This window comes from Burkholderia sp. 572 (assembly GCF_040545135.1).
Lineage (GTDB): Bacteria > Pseudomonadota > Gammaproteobacteria > Burkholderiales > Burkholderiaceae > Burkholderia > Burkholderia cepacia.
On sequence record NZ_JBEPLH010000011.1, the window covers coordinates 104,861 to 123,604 of the forward strand.

22 protein-coding genes are annotated in these 18,744 nt (G+C 66.5%); 9 read left to right on the forward strand and 13 right to left on the reverse strand.

Features of this window, described 5'->3' with window-relative positions:
• Positions 1-49 precede the first annotated feature (49 nt).
• The gene (locus ABIC51_RS21660) at positions 50-958 is read left to right on the forward strand and encodes an NAD-dependent epimerase/dehydratase family protein (protein WP_226128411.1); all 909 of its coding nucleotides are present in this window, start codon (positions 50-52) and stop codon (positions 956-958) included.
• A 97-nt stretch (positions 959-1,055) separates the two neighbouring features.
• Here the strand turns inward: ABIC51_RS21660 and ABIC51_RS21665 are convergent, their stop codons facing one another.
• The 5 genes from ABIC51_RS21665 to ABIC51_RS21685 all read right to left on the reverse strand — a co-directional run bounded on the left by ABIC51_RS21665 (position 1,056) and on the right by ABIC51_RS21685 (position 6,535).
• Entirely contained in the window at positions 1,056-2,921 is a 1,866-nt protein-coding gene (locus tag ABIC51_RS21665) for a phosphoenolpyruvate carboxykinase (GTP) (protein WP_175897478.1), read from the reverse strand.
• Positions 2,922-3,447: 526 nt separating this feature from the next.
• Positions 3,448-4,224: a glucose 1-dehydrogenase gene (locus tag ABIC51_RS21670; RefSeq protein ID WP_175897479.1), complete on the reverse strand. Its 777-nt coding sequence runs from the start codon at positions 4,222-4,224 to the stop codon at positions 3,448-3,450.
• 128 nt (positions 4,225-4,352) lie between these two features.
• Positions 4,353-5,108, reverse strand: a complete 756-nt coding sequence (locus tag ABIC51_RS21675) for an SDR family NAD(P)-dependent oxidoreductase (protein ID WP_146254424.1) — start codon at positions 5,106-5,108, stop codon at positions 4,353-4,355.
• 9 nt (positions 5,109-5,117) lie between these two features.
• Entirely contained in the window at positions 5,118-5,984 is an 867-nt protein-coding gene (locus tag ABIC51_RS21680; RefSeq protein ID WP_175852806.1) for an SDR family NAD(P)-dependent oxidoreductase, read from the reverse strand.
• Positions 5,985-6,034: 50 nt separating this feature from the next.
• On the reverse strand, positions 6,035-6,535 hold the full coding sequence (locus ABIC51_RS21685) for a nuclear transport factor 2 family protein (RefSeq protein ID WP_175852809.1): 501 nt from the start codon (positions 6,533-6,535) through the stop codon (positions 6,035-6,037).
• 212 nt (positions 6,536-6,747) lie between these two features.
• On the opposite strand from ABIC51_RS21685, the gene ABIC51_RS21690 reads away from it, so the two are divergent.
• Positions 6,748-7,260 (forward strand): nuclear transport factor 2 family protein, encoded by a 513-nt coding sequence (locus ABIC51_RS21690; RefSeq protein WP_146254422.1) that lies wholly within the window; start codon positions 6,748-6,750, stop codon positions 7,258-7,260.
• 51 nt (positions 7,261-7,311) lie between these two features.
• Entirely contained in the window at positions 7,312-8,028 is a 717-nt protein-coding gene (locus tag ABIC51_RS21695; protein ID WP_027791672.1) for an EthD domain-containing protein, read from the forward strand.
• 86 nt (positions 8,029-8,114) lie between these two features.
• Here the strand turns inward: ABIC51_RS21695 and ABIC51_RS21700 are convergent, their stop codons facing one another.
• Both ABIC51_RS21700 and ABIC51_RS21705 read right to left on the reverse strand, forming a co-directional pair.
• Positions 8,115-8,480 (reverse strand): hypothetical protein, encoded by a 366-nt coding sequence (locus ABIC51_RS21700; protein ID WP_124917661.1) that lies wholly within the window; start codon positions 8,478-8,480, stop codon positions 8,115-8,117.
• Positions 8,481-8,604: 124 nt separating this feature from the next.
• On the reverse strand, positions 8,605-9,369 hold the full coding sequence (locus ABIC51_RS21705; RefSeq protein WP_175852814.1) for an alpha/beta fold hydrolase: 765 nt from the start codon (positions 9,367-9,369) through the stop codon (positions 8,605-8,607).
• A gap of 156 nt (positions 9,370-9,525) precedes the next feature.
• Between ABIC51_RS21705 and ABIC51_RS21710 the strand changes: the two genes are divergently transcribed.
• Positions 9,526-9,789, forward strand: a complete 264-nt coding sequence (locus ABIC51_RS21710) for an NUDIX domain-containing protein (protein ID WP_208451235.1) — start codon at positions 9,526-9,528, stop codon at positions 9,787-9,789.
• Between the two features lie 348 nt (positions 9,790-10,137).
• On the opposite strand, the gene ABIC51_RS21715 is transcribed toward ABIC51_RS21710, so the two are convergent.
• The 3 genes from ABIC51_RS21715 to ABIC51_RS21725 form a co-directional block, all read right to left on the reverse strand.
• Positions 10,138-11,103, reverse strand: coding sequence for an alpha/beta hydrolase (locus ABIC51_RS21715; protein ID WP_226128413.1), 966 nt, complete (start codon positions 11,101-11,103; stop codon positions 10,138-10,140).
• A 175-nt stretch (positions 11,104-11,278) separates the two neighbouring features.
• Entirely contained in the window at positions 11,279-12,148 is an 870-nt protein-coding gene (locus ABIC51_RS21720) for a hypothetical protein (RefSeq protein ID WP_175897480.1), read from the reverse strand.
• A 141-nt stretch (positions 12,149-12,289) separates the two neighbouring features.
• The gene (locus tag ABIC51_RS21725; protein ID WP_175897481.1) at positions 12,290-12,607 is read right to left on the reverse strand and encodes a TetR family transcriptional regulator C-terminal domain-containing protein; all 318 of its coding nucleotides are present in this window, start codon (positions 12,605-12,607) and stop codon (positions 12,290-12,292) included.
• Positions 12,608-12,794: 187 nt separating this feature from the next.
• Here ABIC51_RS21725 and ABIC51_RS21730 point away from each other — a divergent pair, with 187 nt between their 5' ends.
• The 5 genes from ABIC51_RS21730 to ABIC51_RS21750 all read left to right on the forward strand — a co-directional run bounded on the left by ABIC51_RS21730 (position 12,795) and on the right by ABIC51_RS21750 (position 15,938).
• The gene (locus tag ABIC51_RS21730) at positions 12,795-12,929 is read left to right on the forward strand and encodes a hypothetical protein (protein WP_264165505.1); all 135 of its coding nucleotides are present in this window, start codon (positions 12,795-12,797) and stop codon (positions 12,927-12,929) included.
• Positions 12,930-13,267: 338 nt separating this feature from the next.
• Positions 13,268-13,771, forward strand: a complete 504-nt coding sequence (locus ABIC51_RS21735) for a YbaK/prolyl-tRNA synthetase associated domain-containing protein (protein ID WP_175897482.1) — start codon at positions 13,268-13,270, stop codon at positions 13,769-13,771.
• Between the two features lie 69 nt (positions 13,772-13,840).
• A complete protein-coding gene (locus ABIC51_RS21740; RefSeq protein ID WP_021162168.1) occupies positions 13,841-14,479 on the forward strand; it encodes a helix-turn-helix transcriptional regulator in 639 nt (212 codons plus the stop codon).
• 66 nt (positions 14,480-14,545) lie between these two features.
• Complete coding sequence (locus ABIC51_RS21745) at positions 14,546-15,520, forward strand: threo-3-hydroxy-L-aspartate ammonia-lyase (RefSeq protein WP_124814674.1); 975 nt, start codon at positions 14,546-14,548, stop codon at positions 15,518-15,520.
• A gap of 169 nt (positions 15,521-15,689) precedes the next feature.
• Positions 15,690-15,938: a hypothetical protein gene (locus ABIC51_RS21750; protein WP_175897483.1), complete on the forward strand. Its 249-nt coding sequence runs from the start codon at positions 15,690-15,692 to the stop codon at positions 15,936-15,938.
• A 33-nt stretch (positions 15,939-15,971) separates the two neighbouring features.
• On the opposite strand, the gene ABIC51_RS21755 is transcribed toward ABIC51_RS21750, so the two are convergent.
• Genes ABIC51_RS21755 through ABIC51_RS21765 form a run of 3 tightly spaced genes read right to left on the reverse strand, consistent with a single transcriptional unit; the run spans position 15,972 to position 18,701 of the window.
• Positions 15,972-16,796: an SDR family NAD(P)-dependent oxidoreductase gene (locus ABIC51_RS21755; RefSeq protein ID WP_175897484.1), complete on the reverse strand. Its 825-nt coding sequence runs from the start codon at positions 16,794-16,796 to the stop codon at positions 15,972-15,974.
• A 5-nt stretch (positions 16,797-16,801) separates the two neighbouring features.
• Entirely contained in the window at positions 16,802-17,677 is an 876-nt protein-coding gene (locus tag ABIC51_RS21760) for an SDR family NAD(P)-dependent oxidoreductase (RefSeq protein ID WP_175862556.1), read from the reverse strand.
• A 31-nt stretch (positions 17,678-17,708) separates the two neighbouring features.
• Positions 17,709-18,701 (reverse strand): NADP-dependent oxidoreductase, encoded by a 993-nt coding sequence (locus ABIC51_RS21765; protein WP_175897485.1) that lies wholly within the window; start codon positions 18,699-18,701, stop codon positions 17,709-17,711.
• Between the last annotated feature and the right edge of the window lie 43 nt (positions 18,702-18,744).

Here is an 18,744-nt window from a genome sequence, read left to right on the forward strand (position 1 = left end):
CCCGCCTGTTCATTTCACGCGGCGCGGATGCGCCGCTACCGGAGACACCATGAAGATCCTGATCGTCGGCGGCACCGGCCTCATCGGCGGCCATGCCGCGCTGCACCTGCACGCGCAGGGCAACCCCGTCACGCTCGCCGCACGCAAGCCACCCGCCGCCGGCAGCGCACTCGCGCAGTTCGACGTATTGCTGCGCGACTACGTGGCCGGCAACTTCACGCGCGACGATCTCGCGCCGTTCGACGCGGTGGTGTTCGCGGCCGGCAACGACATTCGCCACCTGCCGCCCGGCACCGACGAAGCCGCGCACTGGGAGCGCGCGAACGTCGATGCGGTGCCGCGCTTCTTCGCGCTCGCGCGCGACGCGGGCGTGCAGCGCGCGGTGCTGGTCGGCAGCTTCTATCCGCAGGTCGCGCCGGCGCTCGTCGACACGGTGCCGTACGTGCGCTCGCGCCATCTCGCCGACGAACGTGTGCGCGCGCTCGCGACGCAGTCGTTCGCCGTCTGCAGCGTCAACGCGCCGTTCGTCGTCGGGTCAGTGCCGGGGCTGCGCAACGAGATGTTCGCTGCCTACACGGGCTATGCGCAAGGCCAGTTCGCGGGGCTGCCCGTGTTCGGGCCGGCCGGCGGCAGCAACTTCATCTCGACGCAATCGCTGTCGGAAGCGATCTGGGGCGCGCTGCAGCGCGGCGAAGCAGGCAAGGCCTACCTCGTCGGCGACGAGAACCTCAGCTTCGCCGACTACTTCGCGGCCTTCTTCCGCGCGGCGGGCAATCCGCGGGACGTCCCGTCGCTCGACCAGGAGCATCCGCTGTTGCCCGACATCGCGATCTACACGGGGCGCGGCAACGTCGTGTCGTACGAACCCGATCCCGCCGACAGCGCGCTGCTGCGCTACCGGCGAGGCGATGTGCAGCGTGCGGTCGATGAAGTCGTTGCGCATTGCCGCGCGCAGTAGGCAAACGGCGCGTGTGCGGCGCGGATGCAAAAACGTCCCGCCGCCGGCAACGAATGCCGGCGGCGAGACGTCAGGGCGACAACGTCGATGCGGGCCGTCAGGCGCCGATACGCTGCTCGATCTTCTTCATCGTGTCGGTCATTTCGGCCGGCAGGCGCAGCTTCAGCATGTCGAACAGCGCCGCATGCAGCTTCAATTCCTCACGCCATTCGTCGGCGTTCATCGACGTCACCGCGTCGAACTGCTCGCGCGTGAAATCGAGGCCGTCCCAGTGCAGGTCCTCGTATGCCGGCGACACGCCGAACGCATGCTCACCGCCGCCACCCGTGCCTTCGAGACGGTCGAGCATCCACTTCAGCACGCGCATGTTCTCGCCGAAGCCCGGCCACACGAACTTGCCGTTCGCATCCTTGCGGAACCAGTTCACGCAGTAGATCTTCGGCAGTTTCGCGCCGGCGCCTTCGAGCTGCTTGCCGAGCTTCAGCCAGTGCGCGAAATAATCGCTGACGTTGTAGCCACAGAACGGCAGCATCGCGAACGGATCGCGGCGCACGATGCCCTGCTGGCCGACCGCCGCGGCGGTCGTCTCCGAGCCCATCGTCGCGGCCATGTACACGCCTTCGACCCAGTCGCGCGCCTCGGTCACGAGCGGCACGGTCGTCGAACGGCGGCCGCCGAAGATGAACGCGTCGATCGGCACGCCGGCCGGGTTCTCCCAGTCGTCGTCGATCGACGGGCACTGCGCGGCCGGCGCCGTGAAGCGCGAATTCGGATGCGCCGCCTTGCGGCCAGTCTCCTTGCCGATCTCCGGCGTCCACGGGTTGCCCTGCCAGTCGGTCAGCTTCGCGGGCGGCGTGTCGGTCAGCCCTTCCCACCACACGTCGCCGTCTTCCGTCAGCGCGACGTTCGTGAAGATCACGTTTTCCGTGAGCGTCGAGATTGCGTTCGGGTTGGTCTTCACGCCCGTGCCCGGCGCGACACCGAAGAAGCCGGCTTCCGGGTTGATCGCATACAGCCGGCCGTCGCGGCCCGGCTTCAGCCACGCGATGTCGTCGCCGATCGTCGTGACCTTCCAGCCATCGAAGCCCTGCGGCGGAATCAGCATCGCGAAGTTCGTCTTGCCGCACGCGGACGGGAATGCGGCGGCGACGTGATACTTCTTGCCGGCCGGCGACGTCACGCCGAGGATCAGCATGTGTTCGGCGAGCCAGCCCTGGTCGCGCCCCATCGTCGATGCGATACGCAGCGCGAAACACTTCTTGCCGAGCAGCGCGTTGCCGCCGTAGCCCGAACCGAAACTCCAGATCTCGCGCGTCTCGGGAAAATGCACGATGTACTTGACCGGATTGCACGGCCACGGAACGTCTTGCTGGCCGGCTTCGAGCGGATGGCCGACGCTGTGCACGCACGGCACGAAATCGCCGTCATCGCCCAGCACGTCATACACCTCGCGGCCCATGCGCGTCATGATCCGCATGTTCACGGCGACGTACGGGCTGTCGGACAGCTCAACGCCGACGTGCGCGATCGGCGAGCCGAGCGGGCCCATCGAAAACGGCACGACGTACAGCGTGCGGCCGCGCATCGAGCCGCGGAACAGGCCGTTGAGCGTCTCGCGCATTTCGGCGGGCGCGATCCAGTTGTTGGTCGGGCCGACGTCGTCGCGCGATGCCGCGCAGATGAACGTGCGATCCTCGACGCGCGCGACGTCCGACGGATCGGATTGCGCGAGATACGAGTTCGGGCGCTTCGCCGGGTTCAGCCGCTTGAGCGTGCCCTGGTCGACCATCTCCTGGCACAGCGCGTCGTACTCTTCCTGCGAACCGTCACACCACACGACACGCTCGGGCTCCGTGAGCGCCGCGATGCGCGACACCCAGTCGATCAGCTTGCGATGTTTGACGAAAGCCGGCGGAGCGATCAGCGGGCCGTGTGTCGCTTCGGCCAGATTGTTTTGCGACATGAGGGTGTCTCCAGATTATTGGGCGAGGATGGGGGATGCGGGGCGAGCCCGCGAGATGGGGGATGCGATTGGAGCGCAGAGTGCGGCGGCGCGCAGGACGGGACACGCGAGCGGAGCGCGTGTCGATGCCGCGATGCGTGCGAGAGAAGGTGACGTCTCGTTAGAAGGTGCGAACGCGAGTTTCGCCATGCAAGCAACCTGCCGTACAACTCCATGGCGACCAGCATACCATCGCCGTTATTTGGCAAACGTTGCGTTGCAACAAGAAACAATCATGTCGGCGATCCGGCACGCCGGTTGCCTGTGAATTATTTTTACAACGCCATTGCGCGCGTTTCGGGGGCGAAACGCGCCAGGACGGCCGTCCAACAAGGGTTTCGCGGAAGCGGCAAATCCGGCCCGCCGCGCCCGCGTTTAGCCAGCGAGCGCGCGGGCCGTGCGAATTCACGTTTTCGCTAGTCAGGCAAACCCTGAATTAGGTTGCGTACACAAACATCCGACGAGAACGTGCGGCGGGCCCACCCGCTCAAAACGGCGCGCCCGGCAATCCGGGGTAATACGCGCCTGCCGCCATCCCGCCGTCGACGGCCAGTTCGGCGCCGTTGCAGTACGACGCTTCGTCGCTCGCGAGGAACAGCGTCGCGCGCGCGATTTCGTCGGGCAGGCCGACGCGTTGCAGCGGCACGTTCGCATAGTGCTTGTTGATTTCCTCGAGCGGCGCGCCGGTCGGGTTCGACATCGCGGTGTTCACGCCGCCCGGATGGATCGAATTCACGCGCACGCCCTGATGGCCGAGTTCGAGCGCCGCGACCTTCGTCAGCCCGCGTACGCCCCACTTGCTCGACACGTACGCGGCCAGTGCGTTCACGCCGCGCAGCCCGTCCACCGACGAGATGTTGACGATCGACCCGAGCTTCTGCGCGATCATGCGCGGCGCGATCGTCCGGATCCCGACGAACGTGCCGACGAGGTTGATCGACACCGCACGCTCGAAATCGCGTTTCGACAGCTCGGTGATGCCGCCGAACGTCAGCACGGCTGCATTGTTGACCAGCACGTCGATACGGCCGAACTGCTCGACCGTCGCGTCGGTCACGCGCACCCAGTTCGCTTCGTCGGCGACGTCGAGCCGCATGAAGCGCGCCGCGTCGCCGAGCTCGCGCGCGAGCGCTTCGCCTTCCGCATCGAGCACGTCGCCGATCACGACGCGCGCGCCCTCCGCGACGAACAGCCGGCACGTCGCCGCGCCCATGCCACGCGCACCGCCCGTGACGATCGCTACCTTTCCTTCCAGTCGACCCATGTCGTCCTCTCTTCGATTCCGGTTTGCCGGCCGCCGCGCGCAGGCGTGCACGCACTTGCCGGATCATGATCGGCACGCGGCCGGTGCCGCGCGCCTCCGCCGTCAGCCGCCGTCGTTAGCCGCCGCCGTCAGCCCCAGTACGCCTGCCCGCCGTCGAGCGGCAGCGTCGCGCCCGTCAGATACGCAGCGTCGCGGCTCGCCAGAAACACGATCGCGCGGCCGATGTCCTGCTCGCAGTCGCCTACGCGGCCGAGCGGAATCGTGCGGAAAAACGCGGCGGCTTCCTGCGGGTTCGCCTCGACCCAGCCTTTCAGGCCCGGCGACAACGCGTGCGGTGCGACCGCGTTCACGCGGATCCCGTCCACGCCCCACTCGCAGGCAGCCGCGCGCGTCAGGGCACGAATCGCCTCCTTGGTCGCCGCGTACGCGCCGTAGCCGGACGCATCCCAGCGCACCGCGGCCGACGAAGCGAAATTGACGATCACACCGTCGCCCTTCAGATGCGGATGGCACGCGCGCATCATGCGCAGCGTCGCGATCGGCCCCGACTCGAGCCCCGCGAGGAAATCCGCATCGGTTAGGTCAAGCAGGCGGCCGAGCGGCACGACCTGCGCGTTGTTGATCAGGATCTGCACGCCGCCGAAGCGCGCAACGACGCTGTCGACGCACGCCACGATCTGCGCGGCGTTCATCACGTCGCACACGAACGGCTCGGCCACGCCGCCACGCGCGCGAATCGCCTCGCAGGTCGCGAGCAGCTTGTCGCGGGTACGACCGACCACCGCGACGTGCGCGCCTTCCGCCGCGAGCGCCTGCGCGACGCCCTGGCCAACGCCCTGCCCCGCGCCCGTCACGAGCGCGACCTTGCCTTTCAGGATGCCCATGTGCGCTCCTCAGGCGACGATCGCCGGATGGGCCTGCACGGGCCCGCCGAGCAGTTCGCGATACGACGGCGGCTGCTTGCCGTCGAGATCGGCGATGCCGTACCCCAGCGCGGCTTCCGCGCCGACGAGCACCTGCCCCGACCACGCCATGCGCTGCGGATCGCCATGGATCGCGTGAATCACGCGGCCCGTGAATTCCGGGCTTTCCGCGGCGAGCGAGAATTCCTTGTACAGATCCGGGTGTTCTTCCCACACGCGCGTCGTGCGCTCGGTGCGCAGCGGGCCCATCCAGATCGACACGGCCGCGACGTCGAACGGCTTCAGGTCGACGGCCATGTCCTTCGCGAACTTGTCGACACCGGATTTCTGCGCGCCGTAGGCCGCCCCGTGCATGTAACAGCTCGCGCCGAACGACGACGTGAACGCGATCAGCCCGCTGCGACGCTTCACCATCAGCGCCGCCGCGTGCCAGCTCGCGACATAGGCGGAGCGCAGGCCGACATCGAGGATGTTGACGAGGTCGAGCGACTTCTCCCAGAACGGGCCCGGCAGGATCAGTTGATCGTGCAGGTAGGTCGCGTTGTTGACGAGAATGTCGAGCCGCCCGCTTTCGCGTTCGACGCGCTCGAACAGCGCCTTCACCTGCGCGTCGTCCGCGTGGTCGCACGCCACCGCGATCCCGCGGCCGCCGAGCGCATCGATCTCGCGTGCGGTCTCGTGGATCGTGCCGGGCAGCGGCGCATCGCCTTCGTTCTGCGAGCGGCCCGTGACGTAGACGGTCATGCCGGCCGCGCCGAGCGCGCGCGCGATGCCCTTGCCCGCGCCGCGCGATGCGCCCGTCACGACGGCGACCGGCGCATCGTGGTTCTGTGTCATGTTCGATGTCTCCTGTGGAATGTGCGCCATGTGCACGGCGCTAACGTGCGTCAGGCGGCCGGCGGCTGCGCACCGGCGAACAGCACGCCCGGCGCATCGCCTTCGTAACGGGCCGACAGCGTCGACGTGACGACGCAGCGCGTGCCCGCGATCTTCCATTCGCCGTCGACCTTCCGGTATTCGTCGTCGTAGTACGCGCCGAGCTGCGTGAGCGTTCGCGCGTTCGTGTCGATCACCTGGTAGTGCAGGCCCCACGTGCCGCGCGCATGCACGTCGTCGAGCACGTCGATCTCGGGATTCACGCCGTGATGCATCTCGACGATGTGCGGATGGCAGCCGAGTTGCACGAATACGTCGACGAGCGCGTCGCGCGTGTCGAACGTGCCGATGCGGCCGTAGTTGATGTGCACGTGGCCGGGCGCGAAGCAGTCGCGCATCCCCTGCGGATCCTTGCGGTCGCAGCACGTGAAGTAGCGCGCCTTCAGTCGGCGGATCGCGTCGGCATCCTCGAGCCGGCGCACACGCGCTTCCAGCGATTCGATGAGGGTCATCCTGTCTCCTTGTTCGGTGCCGGCGCGGTTCGATGGCCGCGTCGATGCCACGTTACCGCCGCGCGATGCGTCGGCCATCACCCGTTCGGATGAAACCGGCGATTCGTCCTCGCAGCGCCGGGCGCATGCGTACGGCGCGTTCGTCCGAACAGACGATGTGATGCAGGCGGCTTCGTTCCTACCATCGAACGACACCACCACGAGGCCCGGCGATGGACGACACGACCCGCACGCTCCACGAGTACGAGCAGATCCGACAGTTGAAGTACCGGTATTTCCGCGCGGTCGACACGCACGACTGGGCGCTGCTCGCGGATTGCCTGACCGAAGACTGCGAGGCCCGCCTGTATGGCGGCCGCTACGTGTACGAGGGCCGCGACGCATTCGTGTCGAGCCTGCGCGAGCTGATCGGCAAGCCGACCTTCCTGACGATGCATCACGGCCATCACCCCGAGCTCACGCTGGTCTCGGCCGATCATGCGTGCGGCGTGTGGTTTCTCGAGGACCACGCGATCAATCTCGAGGACAACTACCTGCTGCACGGCACTGCGTTCTACGACGACCAGTACGTGAAACGCAACGGCGCGTGGCGCATTCACGCGACGCGCCACGAGCGCCTGTTCGAAACCGTCACGTCGCCGATTCCGCCGTCGCTCACGCTGACCGCGAACCGGTTCGCGCCGGACGCATACCCGTCGGCCGGATCGCCCGAAACCGCTTCCTGAACCCCGGCGGCAACGCCGCCGATCCCGTCATTCCCCTCTGGAGCCGGAGCAATGGAGAAAGTCATTTACGTGTTGTGGCGCGACGCGCAGGCTGCGCCCGATCAGTGGAGCCGCACGGTGCGCGCGCAACTCGCCGACAAGCTGCTGTCGCTCGGTGCGCACGGCGTGCAGGTGAACGTCGCGGATGCGGACGTCGCGCCGGCCGCCGGCCTGAAGCAGACCAACACGCACCCGGGCATCGACGGGATCGTCGCGGTGTGGGTCGATAGCGCAAACGCGATGTTCCGCCAGCCGTTCGACGACGCGGTGCGTGCAATCGTCCCGCACATGGCTGCGTATCTCGTCACCGAGTCGCAACCGATTCCGAATACGCGCTTTCCGGCACGGCCGGGCGAGCGCACCACGGGCTTCTCGCAGCTCGCGTTCCTGAAGCGGCCGCCGCGCCTCACGCACGAAGCATGGCTCGACGTGTGGCACGGGCATCACACGCGCGTCGCGATCGATACGCAGGACAATTTCCTGTACGTGCAGAACGTCGTCGTGCGCGCGCTCACGCATGCGGCGCCCGGTTATGACGCGATCGTCGAGGAGTGCTTTCCCGCAGCGGCGATGACCGATCCGCATGCGTTTTTCGATGCGGTGGGCGATGACGAAAAATTCCAGCGCAATGTGGCCGAGATGATGGACAGCTGTGGGCGCTTCATCGACTTCGACAAGATCGACGTGCTACCGACGAGCCAGTATGTGGTGAAGGCGGTGCGGGGGTGAGTTCGGGGGATCGCGTGGGGCGATCCTTGCCGGCGCCGGGAGTTGTCGTTCGAGATTGCCGCACAGGCTTTCCCGGCCCCTTCAGCTCACTCGAACTTGCGGAAATCCACGTATTCCTTGACGAACTTCCCCGTCGACAGGAGTGCGCTTTCGATGTCCGCGATAACGGATGAGTTGTCGATCGACGCCGTCACGAACAGTCCCCAGATATCGTCGTCAATTTCATAGTGGCCCCGGGCGTAGGCCCAATAGCTGAAGTAGCGGTCGTGAAACAATGCGACCACGGGTTCATCAACGCCGTCCGGATGCGGAACCTCGACAGCGTGCAGCGCATCCTGCAGGATCGCGGCGATGCTCGGGAAATCCGCTGCACGATGATCATCGAGTACCTCGACCAGCAGATCACTGCCGTGAAATACCGGTCGAACACGGAATCGAATCAGGTTTGTCATGGCTCGTTTTCTGTTGTCGTGGCCCGGTATCGAACGACGGCTCGCAGCCGGTTACGAAAGCGGACACACCGAACGGGCATTGGTCGCGGCGATGACGGCACACTTGCCGACGCCGGATTTCCGGTTACTCGAGCGCCTGCCTGATCGCCAAGGCGAGCCCGGCCGGATTCTCCCAGGCCATCGAATGGCCCGCGTTTTCCACGATGCCGACGTTCACCCCTTCCGCGGGAAGACGTTCGGTGTCGACATCGGGCAGCGAGCGTGCTCCAAACAAAACGGTTCTCGGCATCTTCATCGAATAGAGCTGCTCGCGCCAGCTTGGATGACTGCCCTCGATGAGCGACACGGCACTTCGATGAACGGCGTACGGAGCACTGGCCGACATCGAAGCCGCCCAGATATCGCTGCCGCCGGCAGCGGATTCGGCGATCAGCGCGGCGTGCCCGGCTTGCACATATTCCACCTCCGTCATCGCCGCGATTTTTCTGCTGAAAAAGCCGCCTCCAGGCTCCAGATTGGGCTCGCCCAGCACGAGATGTCGCACCCGCTCACCGAGCTGCATCGATGCAGCGATCGCCACTGCGCCCCCCATGCTGTGACCGAACAGGTTGAGCGACGACAGCGCCAGATGATCGGCGAGTGCCACGATCGTTCCGGCATGCTCTTGAATGGTGTAGGAAAAGTCCACGGGCCGATCGCTGAACCCGAATCCAGGCAGATCGACCAGCACCGCCCGATGCCCCGACAAAGCAGGCTGTGCCATGACGCCCGGATAATCGCAGGAGGACGCGCACCCCAATCCGTGAACGAAGAATGTCGGTATCCCTTGCCCGGGGAGATCGTGATACCGGATTCCCCATTGGCCGGTCCTTACAGCAAAAGTCTTCATGTTCGATTTCCAGCTTTCAACGTTCAACGGCGGTATCGGCTGTACCGCACCCTGACATCGCTGTCGTGCCACGCGGATGCTTATATCAAATCGAGCGTACGCGTCGATACCCGTGAATCTACACTGACAGCCCCGCTTCCACGATATGGATCATGCATGGAATCGCCTGCCCCCTTCAGTGGTTCGAAGATTGCGCTCTTCAAGGACCGGGACATCCTCGTCTATCGACGTGACGACAAGCCCGACATCCCGTTTCCCGGCCTGTGGGACCTGCCGGGCGGAGGCAGGGAAGGTAACGAGACGCCCGAAGCGTGCGTGTTGCGCGAACTCCATGAGGAATTCGGACTGACGATACCGGGCAGCCGGATAGGTTGGTCCAGGGTCTATCCGTCGAGCCGACCCGATCGCCTGCCACACTGATTCTTCGCCGGTTGGCTGAGCGCTGCGGAAATCGCCGCGATCCGTTTCGGCAATGAAGGCCAGGAATGGACGCTGATGGATGTCGACACGTATCTGCAACTCACTGATGCGATCACGCATTTGCAGGCGCGCGTGACGGATTATCTGAATCGTTGACGGCGCACGATTGCCGGCGATTGACGTTTGTCCTTCGAATGTCGCGTACTGCGCCGACGCCTGATCGATGCGTTCGACTGAAGCTGGTTGAAGTGACCACGCCCGCTTCCCGACAGCAGACACTCGACGTCATTTGACCGGTGCCTGCTTCGATAAAGGCCGCCCTGACGGATCAACCGGATTCGACCGGAACTAGCGCCGATTCGCTGTCGCCGCATGCACGAACGCCGAAATTGCCTCCACCACGCCGTCCGCCAGCGGCAGACCCGGGTTCGAATAAGCGGCGAGGTTTTCCTGCAGCGCCGACGTGCGAACCGTCTTGAGCACATGATTGGCGTCGGCGATCAGCGCCATTTCGGCCCGCGGATAGGCGTGCTTCAGCAGTTCCGCGTCCTGTACGGCGACCTGGATATCCCGCGCCCCCTGCACGATGAGCACGGGCTTCATGTAACCGGCCAGCAGCGCTGCCGGATCGAGGATCAACTCGCTCATCAGGAAGCGCTGGACTTGCGGCCTGAACAACGGCATGAGTGCCGGGTCGATCCTGGCTGCGTCTACCCGTTCACCTGCCTCCAGGGATTCGAGGATCGACATTGCATTGGCAAGAATCGGAGCATTTGCCGGGTTCGATTGCAGTTGTTGCCTCAACACAGGCCCTAGCGGGCGCCCTGCCGTCGATACCAGGATCAGGCCGCCGATGTCGTCCATTTGCCGGGCAGCCGACAACGCCACCCATCCGCCCTCACTATGGCCCAACAGCCACACCCGGGAAGCGCCCGTCCGCGCGCGAATGGCGGCGACCCAAGAACGGACGTCGGCCGCGTACTCGTCGATCGTGACGTCATCGGCATCCGGTATCGCCGACGCGCTGCCGTACATGCCGCGCTTGTCGATTCGAACCGACGCGATTCCTTCATCGCGCAATCCCTCCGCGAGCAATCGATAGGTCGACGCCTGAACCCCGTTCGGCGCGTTACCGTTCCTGTCGGTCGGGCCCGAGCCCGGCACGATCAGCACCACCGGGGCGTCGTCGGAACCCGGGGACAACAGCGTGCCTTTCAACGGGCCGGCCGGGCCCGGTGCTTCGATTTCCGTCTGCATGGTTTGTAAAGGATCTCTCGAATGAAGGGCGAAAGCCATTGTGATGCTCGCGAACATCGCCGTCGCCATCGGCCCTGGCCGCGCATGAAACCCTCGACGTCTTCCTGGGATGGCCACGACGTCCTGGCAACACCGCGATCAATTGCCAGCGACGGAAGCGGCTCGTTCAAGCCGTCGTACCTGGCCGACACCCGTCCGATGCAATTGACCGAGGCCGCCCCGCTCTTGCCCGTCAGTCACCCGTGAACCGGCGCGGCTGATACGTATTCCCGTTCCAGGTAAAACGCGCGGACTTGCCCGCCCCGGCCTTTCCCTTGGGACGCACAAGGAGGTCGTAGTGTCCGTTCGTCATGTGAGGACTGAACGACAGCACGTAATGCGTCTCCGTCGTATTTTCCGCATCACAGGAATCCCGCCGGGCATCGCCCGGCTTCCCGCGTTTTCCGTCGTTCTTCTCCTCACATTCCGCAGCCCCGTCCTTGTCATAGGTCGACCAGTCGGTTAGCGCGGAGAAGACGGGCGTCACGCGACCATCGCGATAACGGTACAGGCTCAGTATCCCGGTCGAATCGCTATGTGCGGTCGACGTGTAGTTATTGCCGAAGAGCACGCCAAAGGCAGTTTCCTGCGCGCTGATCCGGTAGGGAATGACGTCCATGGCCAGGAAGGCACTCCATAACATCGGTGACGTATCGACGCGCTCGCTCCGATCGCTCGCGAGCAGGCGGAACCCTTGCCCGTCGCGGATCAGCACACCTGTCCACAACTCCGCGTCGACGGTCTCGGTCGGGCGCTGGACCAATGCGGCCACGACCCAAAGCGGCCCTGAAGCCGACGGCCCATGCGCCCATGGTGACAGCGCGACACCCTTGACACTGTCTGCCGGGGCCGGGTCCGTGCCCATCAGGGTATGCAACGCGGCTTGTTGCTGCTCGTCGTCGGTCACGTTGCTCGACGCAAACGCGCAGTGCGCGACCAGCGCCAGGACGAGCGTCAGCACCGTTTGCATGCAAAAGTCGAGTTTCCTGCTTCTTCGGGCGCGTGAGTCTCGCCGCCCAAAGGATGAATCACCTCCGCGCGCTTCCTGCATGTCGATCAACATTGCCCGTGTTCTCCTCGTAGATCCTGTTTCCAGCCAGTTGCAAGCAAGTTTCGTCGCGTCAACGTCTCTGCGCCCGACTCGACGGGCTTCGACCACTCGAGCCGATGCCGGAGACGTCGAACCGCATCGCAGCGATTCAATTCATGGCGCCTTGGCCAAAGCCAGAACGGCCATCACCGCATCGTCCTCGATTCCCTTGATATCCGACTGGAACCGGTTTCTTTGCGGTATCAACACGATGAGCCCCTCGATCTGTGCGGTAACCAGCGCGGCTCGCCTCGCGAGCGCAGCTTGCGACAGCGCCGGGTTCACGGCCTCGATGAATCCGGCGATCACGCGCCGTTGAAACCCGTATCCCTCTTCGAGCATTTTCCGCGCGAACTCCTGAGTCTGCGCCAGTGCCCAGAAGTTCACGAACAGGCTTTGCGTCCGGGGCTGCTTGCCGTCCTCGAGCAACAACCTGACCACTTTAGGCGGCCCTCGGCTGTCAGCGACGTGTCCGCGCTGACACTGTCGTACGTATTGGCGTAGGCTTCCATCGTCGCGGAAAATCGGTTTCATCGACGACGAACGCATCATCTACTCGGGTGGATGTTTCGGTCACGGCGTCGCCCTGACGCACCTCAACGGCCTGACGATCGCAGACATGCTGAGCGGGAAGCAAACGGCCTTGACGGACTTCCGGATCGTGAACCGCAAATCGATGTCGATGAAAAGCGACACGCTGTCGTTCCTGTTCGGCAGGGCGGCGCGTCAAGCGCTGAAGACCTGGGACCGATGAGAGGAGCGAGGATTGACGAAGTAACGGCGGGGGATCGCGCGCTCCCGTCCTGGCCGGCGGCATGACGCTGGCGCCGGAATCCCGTCGCGATTCCCCTCGCCCGAAGTCCTCATCCTTCAACCGGCCGCGCGCCGGCAATTCCCCGACGCTCATCAACATTGCGCAACGCAACTGTTTGTCGATCCCCTTCCCACCCGTAGCGCCCTCCACGCCTCGCCCACACGCATCTTTGCCACGCTCATGACAAAACGTCTATAATTGGACAATCCATCGACTGGCACGCTGAAGCATTCGCCCTGGCGCGCCTCGATTCCCCGGCCCCGCCTGCCCGGAGCGACATGAGCGACTACCCCGTTTTCGACACGCTTTGCGATCTGCTGAACACGTCCGGCGCACGATTCCGCGTGCTGGAACATCCGGCCGAAGGAAAATGCGACGCGATCGCCGCGCTGCGCGGCACACGCCCCGAACAGGGCGCGAAGGCAATGCTGTGCACGTTCAAGGACGGCGGCGACGCCGCTGCGCTCGCGGTGATTCCCGGCCACCTGAAGATCGATTTCCGCAAGGTCGCCGATGCGGTCGGCCGTCGCAAGGCGACACTCGCACCGCCCGATCTCGCGGCCGCCGTCACGCGCTGCGTGATGGGCGCCGTGCCACCCTTCGTGTTCGACGCCGGCGTGACGCTCGTCGTCGATCCCGCACTGGTCGAACACAACACCGAGATTGCATTCAACGCGGGCCGCCTCGACCGCTCCGTCGTACTCGACGCGGCCGACTACGTGCGGATCGCGCAGCCGCTGCTCGCCGACATCACGCGGTCGCAAGCGGCGGACGGCGAGTAACCCGCCCGCCGCCGGTCGCCCGTTTCCCGACGCCGTCAAATCGATCCGAACTCCGAACGCGAAACCACCATGACCACCACCCGGAACAAGGCGCCGTCCGAGCAGGCATCGCTGATCGAACAGGTGCAGCGCATTGCCGAAGGGCTCGGCGCGATGTTCGCGCCGTTCACCGAAGTCGTGGTTCACGACCTGCGCACGCCGAAGCACGCGATTCTCGCGATCCACAACAACCTGTCGGGACGCGCAGTCGGCGATCCCGCGACCGAGCTCGGCCTCGCCCGCATCGCGGACGACGATTTCCCGCAAGTGCTCGCGAACTACCCGAACCGCTTCGCCGACGGCCGCACCGCGAAAAGCACGTCGATCGGCATCAAGGATTCGACCGGCCGCTACGTGGCCGCGCTGTGCCTGAACGCCGACACCACGCTGTTCCGCGGCTTCCAGGGCATGCTGAACCAGTTCTGCAGCACGGACGGCGAAGCCGTCGCCGAAACGCTCGACCCGGCCGGCGCGGACGCGATCCGGCAACGCATCGACGCATTCGCGATGCGCCTCGCGACGACGCCGCGCGAACTGAAGACCGACCAGCGCCGCGAGCTGATGCAGGCGCTGAAGGCCGACGGTTTCCTCGAAGTGCGCCGCGCGATGGAAATCGTGTCGCAGCATCTCGGCGTCTCGCGCGCGACCGTCTACAACGATGCGAAATGATTCCGGATTCCGGCGCGCCGTGCGCGCGGCGTCCCTGTTGACTGACCTTTCCGACCCCAAACGACCATGAACGCTCCGACTCTCCCCACGTACGACGACGTTGCCGCCGCCGCGGCCCGGCTCGAAGGCCATGCGCACCGCACGCCGGTGATGACGTCGCGGACGATCAACGAAGCGCTCGGCGCGCAGGTGTTCTTCAAGTGCGAGAACCTGCAGCGCATGGGCGCGTTCAAGTTCCGCGGCGCGTTCAACGCGCTGTCGCGCTTCGACGCGGAGCAGCGCCGCAACGGCGTCGTCGCGTTCTCGTCCGGCAACCATGCGCAGGCGATCGCGCTGTCGGCGCGCATCCTCGGCATTCCCGCGACGATCGTGATGCCGCAGGACGCGCCGGCCGCGAAGATCGCCGCGACGCGCGGCTACGGCGGCAAGGTCGTGACCTACGACCGCTACACCGAGGATCGCGAGCAGATCGGGCGCGATCTCGCGGCGCGGCACGGGCTCACGCTGATCCCGCCCTACGACCACCCGGACGTGATCGCCGGCCAGGGCACGGCGGCCAAGGAACTGTTCGACGAAGTGGGCCCGCTCGACGCCGTATTCACGCCGCTCGGCGGCGGCGGGTTGCTGTCGGGCACCGCGCTCGCCACGCGCGCGCTGTCGCCGCACGCGACGCTGTACGGCGTCGAGCCGGAAGCCGGCAACGACGGCCAGCAATCGTTCCGCTCCGGCGCGATCGTGCATATCGACACGCCGCGCACGATCGCGGACGGCGCGCAGACGCAGCACCTCGGCAACCTGACGTTCCCGATCATCCGCCGCGACGTCGACGACATCCTCACCGCGACGGACGCGGAACTGGTCGACTGCATGCGCTTCTTCGCCACGCGTATGAAGATTGTGGTCGAGCCGACCGGCTGCCTGTCGTTCGCCGCCGTGCGACGGATGAAGGACGCGCTGCAAGGCAAGCGCGTCGGCGTGGTGATCAGCGGCGGCAACGTCGATCTCGAGAACTTCTGCACGCTGGTGTCGGCGTCGGCCTGACCATCGCGGCGCGCATGACCATTCCGTCATCCGCGCCGCATCACGCCTTCACGCCTTCACGCCTTCACGCCTTCACGCCTTCACGCCTTCACGCCGCGTTAAGTTTCGCGCCCTAGACTGATTACGTTGTCCCGCAATCCGTCGCGCAGTCAGTCGTGAAGGAGCCACCATGAAAACGCACGCGATCGTCGCCGCCGCCCTGGCGGCCGCTTCCCTTTCGGCGTTCGCTCAACCGGGCGTGACGTCATCCGGTTTTCCCGCCGCGTCGCCGCACGACACCATCGGCCAAGCGACGCACCGCTCGCCCGCCGCGTTGCCGCACGCCGGCTTCGTGCTCGCGAAGATCGACCAGAACAATACGCCCCCCGATCGCGGCGGCGACCCGAGCGGCCGCACGCATTCCGGCACGCACATGTGACGGCCCGCGCCGGGCGCCGCTGCCGCCCGGCCCTCAGAACGACGGCAACGTCGGATCGCGCGCGGCCAGAATGTCGTCGGTGCGCCGCTGCAGCGCGCCGTCGATCGTCTCCGGTTGCGGAATCAGCCAGTAGCGCCCGGCACGGATGCCGTCGAACACCCGCTCGGCGAACGCGTCGGGCGTGAGCCCGTGCGCGTTCAGCATCGAGCGCATCGTGTCGACGAAGCCGCGTACTTCGGGCCGGTCGTGCACCGCGCCGAACGGGTCGTTGAAGATGCCCGATTGCACGGGGCCAGGCGCAAGCAACGACACGCCGACCGGCGCACCGAGCATCTTCAGTTCTCCGTACAGCGATTCGGTCAGCGCGACCACCGCGAATTTCGTCGCCGAATAAGGCGACATCAGTGGGCTCGGCAGGAACCCGCCCACCGACGCGGTATTCACGATGCGCGCCGGCGCATTGCGTTCGAGCATCCGCGGCACGAAGCTGCGGATCCCGTTCAGCACGCCGTGCACGTTGATCGCGAAGCTGCGCTCGAAGCGCTCCGGCGTGATTTCCCAGCTGAAGCCGGTCGCCATCACGCCCGCGTTGTTGAACAGCAGGTCGACGCCGCCGAAGCGCTGCCACGCTGCTTCCGCCAGCGCATCGACAGCTTTCGGCCGGCTGACGTCGGTCGGCACGCACAGCACGTCGGTGTCGAGCGTCGCGGCGAATGCGTCGAGCTTCGCCGGGTCGAGATCGGCCAGCACGACGCGCATGCCGAGCCCCGCAGCATGGCGTGCTAGCCCGCTGCCGATGCCGCTGGCCGCGCCGGTGATCACGGCGGTACCGCCGTCGAAGCGAATCGGGTTCGTCATGTCGATCAGAGTCCTGTGGGGTCGATGTGGGGATGCGCACACGCGGGAATGACCGGCGGCGGCAGCACCGTGCGGCCGTCGAGCGAATGCACCGCGAGCCGCTGCGCGAGCGGGAAATGCAGGCTGTGCGTGACGAGGCCGGTGCGTTCGCGCGCCGGCAGGCGGCACAGCGCGAGCGCGGTTTCCGCGAGATACGCGACATCCTCGGTCGGATAGCCTTCGGGGATGTAGCGCGCGGCGCCCGGCGTGCGGATCGCCGTGCTCGGCGCGACGAGATTCACCGCGATGCCGCCGGCTTCGAGTTCGGCCGCAAGCCCCTGCGTGAAGCGCGACAGCGCCGCCTTCGCCGCCGCGTAGACGGTCGCGCCGCCCGCACGCGAGAAATCGTCGAACGGGCGCAGCGGCGGCAGCGCCGTCACCGAGCCGACGTTCACGATCCAGCCGGCGCCGCGCGCACGCATCAGCGGGATCGCGGCCTGCGCCAGCGCGAACGGAATCCGCAGATAGTGTTCGATCGTCGTGTCGAACATCGTCATCGGCATCGCGTCGACGCACGCATAGTCGGCCACGCCCGCGTTGTTGACGAGGATGTCGAGGCCGCCGGCCGCCTGCGCCGCGCGCCCGACGAGCGCGTCGCGCTCGGCCGCGTTCGACAGGTCGGCCGCGAGCGCGATCGCGCGACCGCCCGCCTGCTCGATCAGCGCGACCGTTTCGGCGAGCGTGCCGGCGGTCGTGGCCGATCGCGCGAGGCTGCGCGCCGTCACGACGACGGTCGCGCCTTCGGATGCCAGGCGCTGTGCGATCGCACGGCCAATGCCGCGGCTTGCACCGGTCACGAGCGCGCACTTGCCGGCCAGCACGCCGGTTCGGGTATCGGTCATCGTTGTCTCCTGTGATGGGCGTGCGGGCCGCTCAACCGGCGATATCCGCAACATGAAGCACCAGCTTCGTTTTCGCCTCGCCCGTTTGAACGAGATCGAGGGCATGGGCCGCCTGTTCGAGGGGAAATCGGTCGAAGCGCGGCACGCGCAGTGCGCGCCGCTCGAGTTGCGCCGCGATCCGGCCGAGCGTGGCGCCGCTCGGCATCCGGCTGTAGGTCATCTCGGTGCGCAGGCCGCGCCGGGCGGCTTCGGCGGCCGTCGCGGCCAGCCGCTGCGCATCGCCTGGTGCGAGCGTCATGATGTTCACCAGCGTGCCGCCCGGTGCCGGCAGGTCGAGCGCGTCGGGCAGCGTGTCGCCGCCGACCGCGTCGAGCACGAGGTCGACCCCGCCGGGCGCCCATGTGCGCAGCGCCGCCGCGATGTCCTGTGCGCGATAGTCGATGCTTGCAGCGGCGCCCAGCGATTCGACCGTCTCGCGGTTGCGCGCGGAACACGTCGCCGCGACCCGCGCGCCGGCCTGCACCGCGAGCTGGATCGCGAACGTGCCGACCGCGCCCGCGCCGCCGTGCACCAGCACGGTCTGTCCGGCCTTCAGCCCGCCGTCGTCGAACAGGCCGGCCCACGCGGCGAGCGCGGGTGTCGGCACCGTGGCGGCTTCCGCGAGGCTCACCGTGTCGGGCACGCGCACGACCGAGTCGTGGCGCACCGCCACGTATTCCGCATACGCTCCCCAGCGCCCCGCGCCGACGTCGGTCTGCGCGAACACCCGCATGCCGGGCGCGAAACCGTCGACGCCGTCGCCGACCGCTTCGACCACGCCCGCCGCGTCGAAGCCGATCACGAACGGAAACGTGTACTGCATGAATGCGCCGAGGTAGCCTTCGCGGCATTTCCAGTCGGCGGGATTGACGCCCGCAAAGGCAACGCGGATCAGCACGTCGCCGGGGCCCGGCGTCGGTGCCGGCACGTCGGCCATCCGCAACGCGTCGGAATGACCGGCGCGATCGATCAACAGGGCTCGCATCTTCGTGTCTCCAGGGGTGGTGTCAGCTTGGCGGGCGCGCCGC